General features: G+C 41.7%; 9 protein-coding genes. 5 read left to right on the forward strand and 4 right to left on the reverse strand.

What is annotated here, in order from left to right; translation table 11 throughout:
* Window positions 1-6: 6 nt before the first annotated feature.
* The 4 genes from DV872_RS17005 to DV872_RS17020 are packed head-to-tail and all read right to left on the reverse strand — an operon-like array spanning window position 7 to window position 6,459.
* Entirely contained in the window at window positions 7-1,023 is a 1,017-nt protein-coding gene (locus tag DV872_RS17005; protein ID WP_114631151.1) for a metallophosphoesterase, read from the reverse strand.
* Window positions 1,020-3,389: a glycoside hydrolase N-terminal domain-containing protein gene (locus DV872_RS17010; RefSeq protein ID WP_114631152.1), complete on the reverse strand. Its 2,370-nt coding sequence runs from the start codon at window positions 3,387-3,389 to the stop codon at window positions 1,020-1,022. The genes DV872_RS17005 and DV872_RS17010 overlap by 4 nt, the downstream gene beginning before the upstream one ends.
* Window positions 3,386-4,774, reverse strand: a complete 1,389-nt coding sequence (locus DV872_RS17015) for an MFS transporter (RefSeq protein ID WP_114631153.1) — start codon at window positions 4,772-4,774, stop codon at window positions 3,386-3,388. Before DV872_RS17015 ends, DV872_RS17010 begins: the two co-directional genes overlap by 4 nt.
* Entirely contained in the window at window positions 4,774-6,459 is a 1,686-nt protein-coding gene (locus tag DV872_RS17020; RefSeq protein ID WP_114631154.1) for a right-handed parallel beta-helix repeat-containing protein, read from the reverse strand. The genes DV872_RS17015 and DV872_RS17020 overlap by 1 nt, the downstream gene beginning before the upstream one ends.
* A gap of 105 nt (window positions 6,460-6,564) precedes the next feature.
* On the opposite strand from DV872_RS17020, the gene DV872_RS17025 reads away from it, so the two are divergent.
* The 5 genes from DV872_RS17025 (at window position 6,565) to DV872_RS17045 (ending at window position 13,035) form a co-directional block, all read left to right on the forward strand.
* On the forward strand, window positions 6,565-8,025 hold the full coding sequence (locus tag DV872_RS17025; RefSeq protein WP_158547019.1) for a LuxR C-terminal-related transcriptional regulator: 1,461 nt from the start codon (window positions 6,565-6,567) through the stop codon (window positions 8,023-8,025).
* A 303-nt stretch (window positions 8,026-8,328) separates the two neighbouring features.
* Window positions 8,329-9,390 (forward strand): ABC transporter permease, encoded by a 1,062-nt coding sequence (locus DV872_RS17030; RefSeq protein WP_114631194.1) that lies wholly within the window; start codon window positions 8,329-8,331, stop codon window positions 9,388-9,390.
* Complete coding sequence (locus DV872_RS17035; RefSeq protein WP_114631156.1) at window positions 9,359-10,882, forward strand: sugar ABC transporter ATP-binding protein; 1,524 nt, start codon at window positions 9,359-9,361, stop codon at window positions 10,880-10,882. The genes DV872_RS17030 and DV872_RS17035 overlap by 32 nt, the downstream gene beginning before the upstream one ends.
* An 81-nt stretch (window positions 10,883-10,963) precedes the next feature.
* Entirely contained in the window at window positions 10,964-11,932 is a 969-nt protein-coding gene (locus tag DV872_RS17040; protein ID WP_114631157.1) for a substrate-binding domain-containing protein, read from the forward strand.
* An 83-nt stretch (window positions 11,933-12,015) separates the two neighbouring features.
* Window positions 12,016-13,035 (forward strand): uroporphyrinogen decarboxylase family protein, encoded by a 1,020-nt coding sequence (locus DV872_RS17045; RefSeq protein WP_158547020.1) that lies wholly within the window; start codon window positions 12,016-12,018, stop codon window positions 13,033-13,035.
* Window positions 13,036-13,066: the final 31 nt, after the last annotated feature.

Raw genomic sequence — 13,066 nt, forward strand, 5'->3', positions numbered from 1 at the left:
AAAAGATCATAAGTCGGAGAAAATATGTGCGATTGAGATTTCATTTGTTTCCCGGGCTATGGTCACCAGGGTCCCTCCTCGCATATCTTTATCCGAATAGCTGGCCGGTCCGGTTTTAAGAACATAGGTCATCCTGATTCCTTCAAAGGGAATTGAAATATTATTTACATGATCGTGACCGTTGAATATGTGAGTTGTACTTCCCAGTTCCTTCATGACGTCAAAGAGTCCGGTATTTAGATGTGCACAGAATACATCTTCTCTGTTTTCACCAAACACCTCTTTATCAGAAATTTTCCCCTCATTGTATTCAGCCACTGCTTCTTTAAACTCCACCAGGGGGATATGGAAGAAAGCAAGGCTTGGTACTTCAGCAAACCCTTCGATCAGCCATCGGTACCACTGTATCTGATCGTAGTAAATGTAATCATAAGTCTCTCCCCGGGGATGAACCCGGCTGGCATTGGAATCAATGAGTACCAGGAGCTGCTGTAGTTCTCCTTCATTATCCACCAGTTGAATTGCAGAATTACCGACTCCGTGAATATTGGATGGCCCGCTTTTGAAGAGAGAATTCTCTGCATTTTCATAAAGATTCCCGATCCAGTATCTGTCAGCTCTTCCTTCGGCATCATGGTTTCCCAGAGTTACGGCCCAGGGGATCTCAAACTCTTCAAATGTCTTAATTAATCTGGGTGTCAGTTTGTGATCAAATTTCCAGGATGTATTATCCCCCACAGTCAGAATCAAATCGGGCATGGTTTTTTCAACCATTTCCCGTACGGTCTTCAGGGCTTTTGAATCCTTATGAGGTAGAGATTCCAATTGAATATCTGCTAGAACCAATATTTTGAAATCTCTGTCAGATGGCAGAACCATTGAGGGATAGTCTTCTCTATTCAGTTCATTTTCGTGGTGCCAGAGATCATTGTTTTTGACTCCTTCAATAGTGGAACAGCCCATTGATGAAATAGTCCCAAAGATAACCTCAGTAAATAGTAGAGCTTTTAAAAATTTTCTCATAATAATTGTCCTTTTCTCTCTGTTATTCTGTATTCACATCCTTTTTCCGCCTGGAATCTTAAGATTCCATTTTCATCAGATACTGAGATCACTTTCTCTCCAGACCGAAGCTCAAGAGGGTCTTTAGATTTAACAGCACAGTCCTTAGCTTCAGCACTCATGATTTTTGCAGAGAGGAGTTTACCCATATCCCACTGGATATCTACTTCAAAACCACCACGAGCACGTAATCCCCTGACAGACCCGCATTCCCACCTTTCAGGAAGAGCCGGAAGTAAGTGGATGAATTCGTTGTGACTCTGGAGGAGCATTTCAGCCATAGCAGCTGTGATACCTAAATTACTGTCAATCTGGAATACACCGGCTTTGCTGAAGGGAAGGGGACTCAGTTTATGTTTACCCATAAGGTTGGGAAATGAGCATTCCTTCAGGAGGTAGGAGATATTCTCCTCAGCCTCATTTCCATCACCGAGTCTCGCCCTCAGAACCGAATGCCAGGCAATACTCCAACCTGTCCAACCCTTGCCCCAGCGAGTTCTTCGCTCCAGGGTTTTTCGGCAGGCCTGAAGGAAAGAGCTGTTCTTCTTGTCCGTAAGCTCCTTACCTGGGAAAAGACTGATTAAGTGGCTTAAATGACGATGGCCTGTTGCAGATTCATAAAAATCCTCATTCCATTCCTGAAGCTGCCCTTTTTTTCCAATTGAGAAGGGGTGAATCCTGTCCAAAGCCTTTTCAGCCTTAATGAAGAGTTCATTCTTATCTTTTCCTGCTCTCCTGCAGGCCTCAAGGTAGTTGTTAAAAAGTTCTCTGATCAGTGACAGATCCATTGTGGTTCCGGAGCTCGCTGCCCCAGTACGAAAACCAAAACGAAAACCAAAACGAAATCTGTTTTCCGGTGAAGTAGAGGGAGACGTCGTAAGATCATTTTTTTCGTTCTCAACAAGCCAGTCAAGACAGAATAAAATTGATTTTTCCATTATGGGAATTACTTTCTCCTGAAGTAGAATCTCATCTTCACAGTACAGGTAGTGTTCCCAGAGATGCATTGTCAGCCAGACTCCCGACATGGGCCAGAATGCATATGCGGGAGAACCCTTTACCTGCAGGGCCGAGGCCCATAAATCTGAATTGTGGTGAGAGGCTGAACCGTTGCATCCAAGGCTTCGGGCTGAATTCTCACCCCTGTCCGAGAGTTCTTCGATAAATTTCAGGAGGGGTTCATGACACTCCGAAAGATTGCACACCTCTACCGGCCAGTAATTCATCTGAGTGTTGATATTTAATGTATAATTACTGCTCCAGGGAGGGAACAGTGTATTATTCCAAATTCCCTGAAGATTTGCGGGACGACTCCCCGGACGTGATGAGGAAATAAGGAGATACCTGCCATAATTAAAGAGCAGTTCTTCAATACGCAGCGCGGCCGGTCCTTTCATCCTTTTAAGTTTTTCATCAATTCCTATATAGGAATCTCTCCCACCCAGATCCAGCTCAACCCTGTTGTAAAGAGATTTGAAATCTTTTTTGTGTTCTTCCAGATTTTTTTCATAACCCTTAAGAGCCGCTTCGTTTACAGATTTCAAACATCTTTCAAGTCCGTTCATCTCCTCGTATTCTGTAGACATTGCTATATAAAGGATGAGTTCTTTTTTAAAGCTGACTGTCATGCTTTCAGCTGATGTAGAGATTGTTTCGGCACCTACGGGAAGGACGGCTATTGAAAAATCCATGCCCCGGTCTTTTTCATCATAGAGGAGAGAATCGCTGGTCTTGTCATAGGGTGGATCCATATGGCTTGGGGCCCGTCCATTGAGGATAATCTCTGTTCCGAACGACCTATTATGTTTGAGAAGTGAATTGAGAGAAATCATAATTTCACTCTCCTGGTCAGTTTCAATTTTATAGATAATTACATTCCCGGGGAGGGACGCAAATGCTGTTCGATTATCCCTGGACAGTGCAGAGGAAGAACTTGAAGCAACAATACCCTGATCCATCCTAAGTTCTCGATTGTAGTTCTCTACATCGCCCTGAACCGTTTTTTTAATACTTAGGGAAGCGGCAGGGAGATATCCCTCAGTCCACATCCCTCCCATCTCTTTCTCGATGACTCTGTCGGCCTGATGGTACTTTTTATTCGAGATATGCTCTCTTACCTTTTTCAAAGAACCAGTCCAATTCCTGCTCTCTTGGGTATTTCCTTTTTTCGTGATGCATCCTGACCAGAGAGTGTCAATATTCAGTTCAATAATCTCATTCCGGGGATCACCATAAACCATGGCTCCAAGGGTTCCATTGCCCAGAGGGTAGGCCTCAGTCCATTGTCCTGCTGGATTATATGATCGAAGAGTATGTCTGTTGGTCATTCGGCCTCTGTTCCGTTGATGCGGCTATGATGTTTTTCTGTGATTTCTTTTTGAATTCTCAATTCCTCTTTTTTCCCAATGGGGAAAAAGCGAAGGGCTATGATTCCAAGAATAAGGAATGCAGCGGGAATGGCTCCAGCTCCCAAACGGATGGCCCTGACAACTTCTGCAGTCTGCTCTTTGACAGAACCGTCATAACCACTTGTTGTTAAAAGAGATGAGAATATGAGTGTCTGAATGGTGATGGAGGGGGTCATAATCACGGACATGAGTCCCCTGACAACACCGGGCTGTCTTTTTCCAGTCTTTAATTCCAGATGATCAACCAGAATCCCCTCCAGAGGGCCATTAGTGGAATAGAGGACAGCATAGCCGACAAACATAATCATATAGGCGGCAACGGCTGCCCAGTAGGAAATATTAAATGTCAGTATCAAATGTCCGGCAACAGCAAAAATGAGAAAACTGGAAAGACTGTCTCTTCCCCCGTACTTTGTGACTAACCATATAACGGCGGGGTAGAAGATCATCTGAACAATACCTGTTCCAACATCGGGGATGACACTCCAGATTCCAGAAACTAGAAGTACATTATCCATATAGTAGAGATAGGCTGTGAAATAACTACCTGCGACTCCGTTTATGATAAAGAAGGCGATAACAAACAGTAGGAAAGATCTGTCAACAATAAGAGATTTAAGAAGTATCCAAAGTTCTTTTATCCCCTTGGTCACTTCGAGATTTTTATAGAACTCTGGACGCTCTTCCATAAAACGAATACTCAAATATCCGATAAACATGCTGATCACAACACCCCCGGTATATATGAGGACGATGGTCTTCAGCTTAAAAGATCCTGTAAGGAACCATGCGGGAATCATCCCTCCAATGAAAACTGGTATCATTCCGATATAATTCTGGATAACCTGAACTTCCGTCCTCTCATCCATAGAGATAAAAGCATTTATGTGGAAGGCGCGGAAGCTGACATTGAAAAGGGTCTGACCGGCTTCCCAGATAATCAGTCCGATCAGGAGGTAAATTGCCATAAGAAGCTCTGGCCAATCCGGTTGAGCCAGTAACATTGCAAAAGTCGAAAGCCCCAGAATAGGTAAGGATTTCCTCATAATGGGAATATATTTACCTTTTCCCTCTATATAGGGCCGCTGGTCAGCCCATAATCCGAGGATAGGGTCATTTATCGCATTCCATATGGTGAATATTGTAAATACAACACCATACCAGGCAGGACTGAGACCGATGAAGTCGGTATAAAATTTCATAAATGAAGAGTTCACCAGAATCCCCACCAACCCTGCACTTGTAGGTGCCAATCCTATGAATATCTTTTCTTTCAGAGTGTAGTCACTTCTGCTTAGATCCATTATTTCTCCCTTATTTCACAGCTGATCAGGTTCTTATCCAGATCATTATTTCGAATGTTTATATTTTTACAATTTTCAAAATAGAAGGCCTTCTTATTCTTATGCCAGGCTCTATATTCATTTGTTTTTTCAAGTGTATTGTCTTCAAAAGTTATGCCGTCGGTATAACGTCCATAGAGAATCGGAGCATCATAAGTTTTTATATGATTGCCTTTTATACGAATATTTCTGTGAAAAGATTGAGACTTATCTGGTTTCACTAATTCCGGGTAAATGGATATTACAGCTTTGCAATATTGGTATGACTCAGTATTACAGTGCTCCATTGTATTGTTTTCAATAAGCACATCTCTGACTCCCCCTGATTCAAACCACGAGAGCGAATCAGCTGCGATCAGAATAGCGGCTCCTGTGGGGGCAAAATAGCTATTCCTTATTCTTACTTTGCCCGGGCTTGTTACAAGAACCCCCCGGGCACGGTTATTCTTAAATACACAATTATCCACCCTTAAATCTGGAGCTGTACTCAGATTTTCAACAATATTGTACCGGGGAATTGATAAAGCTGACTGGAGGAGTATTTCGATAGTCTTCTCATTTATCTGTTCCACATATAGGCAAAGTGTTTTTCCATTTTCTTTCAATGTTTCCCTGTCCCGCAAGCAAATGAGGTCTCCTTTTCTAAAAGGATTGAATCCCTTGCTTTGCTTATGCCCGTATGTCAATCTGAGGGTGGAAGCTGTAAGTTTTTCTCCCTTTAAATAGGTCCCATGAACATTAAGCCCGTCATCCATCTGTCCAATAGCTCTACATTTGTTCATGTTGATAAATCCGCGGCAGTTCGAAAAATGGAAGGCATCATCCCGGGCCGAATAGAATCTGACGGAGTTTTCTCCAGGGGCTATAGAAACTGAATAGAGATCAATGTTTTCTGACATCTGTCCCAGTACACCCATTGCTTTGCAGTGTCGTATCTCTATTTCTTTGAGTGAGATATTTTCTGACTGATGGATGAGTACTCCCGGTTGTGTTCTGTCACCGATTCTGGTAATAACTTTATTTCCTACGGCGGGATGTCCTGGAGAAAATACTCTGAAGGAGCCGTTTTGAAGATGGCTGGACTTTCCTGCCATAATCCAGGGGGCTTTGGCCTGGAAAACCCGTCTCTTTTTATCACCATCCCACTCAATGCTTTCTGATCCTCCAATTTCCCCCTCACTACTCATTAGAGTAAAGCCTCTAGATGCAGACGAAATAGGCAATGTTTCATCCATTGAGAGGGTGTATGAAAAAGCAGATGATTTAATGACGGTTCCCTGTAGGCAAAATGGATCTGTAAAATCAATCTCAAAGCCTTTTATCTGGATTCCACTGCAATTTATTATGGAGAAGGGGATCAGGTTTCCCGTGAAGAGAAGGGTTGTTTTCTCTCCCTGTAATGTCAGGTCATGCATATCTTCCAGATAGAATACCGATCTTCTCGGGGCTTCTGAATGGTTGGATATGGGAAGAGAAAATGAATGGCTTTCATTAAAGTCAAAATGAAAGATTCCACTGGGAAATATGATTTTGCATTTTTCAGATGAAGCATCAGCTCTGATTTGATTGAGAATCAGAATTATTTTTTCTGTATTATTTTCTGATTCAGGACTGATCCCATAATTATTTACATTGATTATCTTCATATCGGGTTCAGTGTAAGGCCGTATTTTCTATCTGTACATTACACAGATTTGCTTAATCTCTATGTAAATATGCGTAGATTCTGGGAAATATGCTATTATTTGATGATGAAGAGAGTCATATTATTTTTAATTGTTATATTTAGCTTTTTTTCCTGCAGCAACAGGGATACAGATTCGGGAGATATATTTATTAAACTCAGTGATCAGAACTGGGAGTTGAAAGCGGATGGAACTGAAAAGATAATCACTATATCTGAAGAAGAGTTTAGTGATCTGACAGTATTCCTTGATGATGGTAAAGGTTTTTTAGAGATATCTACTACGTTCACATTAATGACAGAACCTGAGGAGGATAATCTCTTTGCATTCTATGGTGGAAGAATCATAGTTGCCGATGAATTATATGTTAATGATTCTCTCTTGGGCAGGACTGGTCAATTTCCACCGGATTGGCATAATGACTGGAACAAAGACAGGTTCTATATTATTCCGGCACCTCTTCTCAATCAGAGAGGAGAGAACACTATCCGCTTAAAAATATTTGTCAATAAAGAGGGTCTCATAGACGGACCTCTCATCTTTGGATCATATAATATTATTGAGCAGTTTTATCTTACCAGGCGATTTCTTCATCAGGATATCAATGCATTCATCTCAGTGATCTTTCTTTTTTTCGGATTCTATAATCTATTCATTTATTTAAGGCGAAAAAAAGACAGCGAGTTCTTCTGGTTTGCAGTTCTTTTATTTATTTTTTCCCTGAATCAGAGCAGTCTCTTTCATACCTCCATCCCGGGATTCAATTATCAGATTCTTTCTCCCATGCAGTGGATGAAGTTTTATGCTGTCGTAGAGTTTTCACTGACATATTCAGCTTTGAGATTTTTTGAATCCTTCGGTAGATTTCCAGTGAAAAAGGGGAGAGTCTTACTTGTCTTTGTCATACCAGTTCTCTCTCTTCTTATTACATTTTTCATTGAGGAATACGGAATGCTCAGAAAGAGTCTGGGATATTTTGAAATAACTCTTCTCATTCCACTTATCTATTTTTTATTCAGACTCTATTTAAATCGAAAAGAGAGTGCGAGAATTATTCCGCTCATCACCTTTGGATTCATTCCTGCTCTGATAACCATTCTCCATGATTTAACACTGCCTCATTTGATTCAGGGATACTCAATCTTTATTTCAGGAGCAGGACTCCCACTTTTTCTTCTGACAACTAACATCATTTTGGCTCATGAGTTTGTAAAAGATCGAAATATGATCGATGAGATCAATCTTAATCTGGAATCTCTTGTACAGGAGAGAAGTCGAGAACTTGTAAAAGCAAATGAAAAGTTAAATGAGCATAACAAGAAGGACCGCCTTATTGATAAGTATGATTTGACACCCCGGGAGAAAGAAATTCTCAGGTACATACTTAATGGATATACTAATGATGAAATTGCTGAGGGTCTTTCTATCTCAATAAGAACAATAAATACACATCTCTACAATCTATATAGAAAACTGGAGGTCCATTCACGTGTTGAGATTTTTTCTCTTCTGAATAATTCATTTTAACTTGGAATCAGCTGCCGGTTGATAGGCGGTTGACTACCTTTTATAGTCGAATTTTCCAGATGCCCGTCACCGGCACAATTATAAAGGCTGAACTTTTCTTTTGAAGAGTTCAGCCTTTATTTTTGCTAAATCAAAATAATGCAATCCAGAATATTTATTCATTTTTATGAGGGGATTTGTTTATGATTCTCCAGTTTCTGACAATAAATTGCAAAGAATGACAGGAATGTACCAATTTCTAAGACTCTAAACTTCCAAAAACAGGATTAGGCTGAATGAATGAAAAATCCTGGAGGAAGGACATTGAACAAAAAGAAGAGCGCTTCAACAGTAATAGAAAGTGCTATAAGAAAATTTCTAAATCGGCAGGAAAGCAGTATCATAATGGCTTTAGCCGTTTATATAGTTTTCGTTTCCTGTATTAACAGTAATTTTATTTCCAGCGGGAATATATTTAATATTCTCCGTTCATCAGGTTTTGCTCTCATTGCCATTCCTGGAATGACACTCATTCTTATTACAGCAGGGCTGGATCTCTCAGTCGGTTCTGTACTGGCTTTGGGAGGGGTCGTTTCGGGAATGGTTGCACAGTCGGGTGCTCCTGTTCCTGTTGCAATTCTTTCGGGTGTCCTGGTGGGTGCTGCTATCGGCTGTATCAATGGTTATATCATCGTTAAAGTCGGAATACCGCCGCTTATCGTTACCCTGGGAATGCAATATGCAGCAAGAGGTCTGGTTTCCGTCATAACCAGAGGTGTTCCGGTTTACCCTCTCCCCAAGAATTTTACAGCCATTGAACAGGTTAAACTTTTTGGTGTTATTCCCACGGTTGTTATTGTAGCCATCTCCATTGCGATCCTCTTTCATGTGGTTTTAACTCATACTCCATTCGGACGCGCTGTGTATGCCGTCGGAGGAAATGAAGAGGCCGCCAGGATATCCGGAATCAATACCGGGAAAACAAAATTTTATGTTTATCTGATTACTTCTGCGTTGGCTGGTCTGGCTGGTGTCTTTATGGCTGCCCGTCTCGGTTCAGGAGAGGCAGCTGCAGGGACTGGATATGAGCTGACTGTTATCTGTGGGTCAATTATCGGAGGAACATCAGTTCTGGGTGGAACAGGTACGATACTGGGTGCCATTCTAGGCGGTCTGTTTATGGAAATACTGACAAACTCTCTTACTCTGATGCGCATATCAGTGTATTGGCAGCAACTGGTAGTAGGAACAATTCTTATCCTCGCGGTAATGCTTGATCAGTATAAGAGAAACCTGATGCTGAAACGCTCCATCCGATCCACCGGAGTTACTAATAAACAGGAGGGACTGAGCTATGCAGCAAAGACAGACAGTTCTCTCGGTTGAGAATATAACAAAACGTTTTTTGGGTACTGTTGCACTTAAAAATGTATCCATGGAGCTTTATGAAAATGAAATCCTGGCTGTCATGGGGGAGAATGGAGCGGGGAAATCCACCCTGATGAAAATTCTATCAGGTTTGTATCCCTCATCTGAAGTGGAAGGGCGTATCTTATCAGGTTCCGAAGAGCTTCGTTTTAATTCTCCTGTTGATTCTGAGAATCACGGTATTGCTATGATCTATCAGGAATTGAATCTTGAGCTTGATCTTTCAGTGACAGAGAATATTTGTCTGGGGAGACTGCCCCTGAGATCCATGGGTCTTGTGGACTGGAAACAAGCCGAGAGGATTGCTGAGGAGGCCTTAGCCAGACTGGATCTGGTCACTGATATGAAGGCCACAGTTCGTAATCTAAGCCCATCCATGCAGCAGTTGATCTGTATTGCAAGGGCTCTATTGAGGAATCCGCGTATTCTGATTCTGGATGAACCTACATCGGTATTGACTGCTTCTGAAACAGATAACCTTATGGGGATTATTGAACATCTGAAAGATCAGGGCATTTCCTGTATCTACATCTCTCATAAACTTGATGAGGTCTTTAAGCTCTGTGACAGGATGGTAATTCTCCGGGATGGTTTTTATATCAGCGAATACCAAAAAGACGAGGGTTATGACAGTCATAGAATCATTGAAGATATGATTGGTCGGAAACTGGATGTAATGTATCCCACCGTAGAAAAGAGCATTGGTTCAGAGGTAATGAGAATTGAGAATCTGATGGTTCCTCACACTTCTGCCTATGGAAAAAATATTATTGAAGATGTGAGTTTCCATCTTAATAAAGGTGAAATACTGGGACTCTGTGGACTCGTCGGTTCAGGACGGTCAGAAACCATTAACGCCATTTTCGGAAGCATTCCCCGGAGTGCCGGAAAGATCTACGTCGCCGGGAAAGAGATCTCTATCAAAACAACTCAGGATGCCAAGAAACATGGAATCGGTCTTTTGACTGAGGATAGAAAGAAAAACGGTATCATCGGGACAATGAGTATCTGTCATAACATGACTCTCACAATCCTTGAAAGAATCAAGAGAATCTTCCTGATCGATCAGAGTAAAGAACGGGAACAAGCCCGATTTTTCTTTGACAAACTGAGTGTTAAAGCACCGGATATGGATACTTTGGTTTCCAATTTATCCGGTGGTAATCAACAGAAAGTTATTCTCTCAAAATGGCTGCTGACAGATCTTAAAATTCTGATGCTGGATGAGCCGACCCGTGGTATTGATGTGGGTTCAAAGTCAGAAATCTATAAAATCATCAATGATCTTGCAAAGAGTGGTGTCAGCATCATCGTCATTTCATCTGAGATTTCAGAACTGCTGGCAATTTGTGATCGATTTGTTGTCCTTGGGAAGGGGCGTGTTCAGGCGGTCATGTCGAAAGAAGAGGCTAATGAGGTCTCTATCCTGAGAGCTTCTTCCAATACCTGAATCAGGAATATTTATAGTTTGGAATCCGGTATGTTTTTTCATTTGTGAACAAAACATGCTAAATATAAAGAGAGGTTTATTATGAAGAGATTAGTGGTAACAGTTTTATTGATCACCATGTGCATGGGAGCTGCTTTTGCGGCGGGAAGTCAGGAAGACTCAAAAGATGATGGGCAGCTGCACTTTGTGTATGTATCACCCCTTCTGGCACATCCTGTCTGGCTCCTTGCAAAAGACGGATTTGATCAGGCAGTTTCAGAGCTTAATATCAAGGGTGACTGGGTAGGTCCACAGGGTGTTTCTCCCGAAGAAATGGCGAAATTGGTAGAAACAGCAGTGGCACAGAAAGTGGATGCCATCATCACCCAGGGATTAGTTCCGGCGGCCCCTGTTCAGGCAGCGATTGATGCAGGAATCGCAGTACTTGTTGTGGATTCACCCATAGATCTGGAAGGACAACTTGCTTATTTTGGAAAGGACGTAAAAGTACAGGCTAAAGCATTTTATGATGATGTTGTTACTCAATATGGAAATAATGCCGAATTGAATATGTCTATTCAGGTTGCTGCCTTGAATTATCAGATTGCAGTTGACCAGATTGAGGCCATTAAGGGACAGTTCAACAACTATGGCGGTTCCTTTAATGTTGTAAATATATCTGAATCCAAGTCAGATAGAATGAAGGCTACTACGGAATGGGAAAATACACTGAAGGCGTATCCTGAAATCAATCTTGCCATCAACCTTGCTGCCGAAGCTGGACCTGCCTGTGCCTCTGTTGTACGGGATTTGGGAATCAAGGATAAAATCCTTATCTATGGTGTGGATGATATTGATGAAACATTGGATCTTGTCAGGAATGGTGAACTTGACGGAACTGTTGCAACAAGTTTTCACAATTATGGATATCAGGCTACTTACTGGCTATATCAGAATGTTATGGAAGGAAAGACTCCTGCAGCCATCAGCAATGATGCAGGAACTATCATGATCAATAAGAGTAATGTAGATAATTATGCGCCTCAGCTGAAAGTCAAAAAAGATCTTTAAATTGTAGGCTGTATTTACGAATTGGGCTGTTTCATCAATTGTCAGGGAACAGCCCGATTTTCGTTATGAGGATAGAAAAATTTATGAATGGATATGATAAAATTACAACTGTTTTAAATGGATCTGCTGCTGATCCTGTTCCCACCATGCTGCACAGCTTTATGCCTGCTGCCGCGGAAAAAGGGCTGAACCAGAGAGAATACAGAAGTAATGCGGATAATATTGCCAGAGCGCATATCGATTTTGCAAGAAAATATGACCTTGATGGTATTCTTGTTGATGTTGATACATGCATGGAAGCCGGAGCAATAGGGATTGAAGTAGATTTGCCTGATAATGAACCGGCACGTGTGACTAAAGGTCTGAGTACTGATCTGGATCTATGCATAGAGGCAATGGATAAAGACTCCCTTCTGAAATATGACCGCATTAATATTATGTTGGATGCGATTTTCAAGATGAGAAAAGAAGTCGGGGGGGAATTATTAATCCGTGGTAATGCTGATCAGGGACCATTTTCCCTGGCCATGCTGTCTATGGGCATTTCTGAGTTTTTGATGGCACTTCTGGATGAGGATTCAACAGGAAAGATCAAATTACTTCTGGACCGGGCGCTTGAACTGCATCTGGAATACCATAGGCTGATCAAGGAAGCGGGTGCGGATATCACCAGTTTTGGTGACAGCTCATGCGGACCGGATCTTATAAGCCCTGCTATGTATAGAGAGTTCTCATTGCCCTGGCATAAAGAGATCGTAAGAAGACTAGATGCTCAGAATATTACAACAGTCTGCCATATCTGCGGAAACCTGGATTTGATTCTTGAGGATGTTGTCTCTGCTGGATTTGCTGCCGTGGAGGTTGATTATAAAACAGATATTGCAAGAGCAGCAGAAATCATGAAGGGAAAATCCGTTTTATTTGGTCCCATCGATCCATCTGGTACTTTTTACTTTGGTTCACCAAAAGAAGTAGAAAAAATTACAAAGGATGTTCTCAGATTATTTCCTGAAGGCGGTCTTGTTATAGGTGCCGGCTGTGCACTTCCACAAGGAGTTGGAGAAGACAATATAAGGGCTTTTTGCAGGGCCGTAAGTTCTTGATTTTTTTCTTTGGATTTTGAGAAAATACCAC

Source organism: Oceanispirochaeta sp. M1 (assembly GCF_003346715.1).
In the GTDB taxonomy this organism is placed as follows: Bacteria; Spirochaetota; Spirochaetia; order DSM-2461; family DSM-2461; genus Oceanispirochaeta.

Coding starts and splice junctions, on each gene's coding strand:
- DV872_RS17020 (WP_114631154.1), bottom strand. CDS start 6,459: ATGAAGATAATCAATGTAAATAATTATGGGATCAGTCCTGAATCAGAA.
- DV872_RS17025 (WP_158547019.1), top strand. CDS start 6,565: ATGAAGAGAGTCATATTATTTTTAATTGTTATATTTAGCTTTTTTTCC.
- DV872_RS17015 (WP_114631153.1), bottom strand. CDS start 4,774: ATGGATCTAAGCAGAAGTGACTACACTCTGAAAGAAAAGATATTCATA.
- DV872_RS17040 (WP_114631157.1), top strand. CDS start 10,964: ATGAAGAGATTAGTGGTAACAGTTTTATTGATCACCATGTGCATGGGA.
- DV872_RS17010 (WP_114631152.1), bottom strand. CDS start 3,389: ATGACCAACAGACATACTCTTCGATCATATAATCCAGCAGGACAATGG.
- DV872_RS17035 (WP_114631156.1), top strand. CDS start 9,359: ATGCAGCAAAGACAGACAGTTCTCTCGGTTGAGAATATAACAAAACGT.
- DV872_RS17005 (WP_114631151.1), bottom strand. CDS start 1,023: ATGAGAAAATTTTTAAAAGCTCTACTATTTACTGAGGTTATCTTTGGG.
- DV872_RS17045 (WP_158547020.1), top strand. CDS start 12,016: ATGAATGGATATGATAAAATTACAACTGTTTTAAATGGATCTGCTGCT.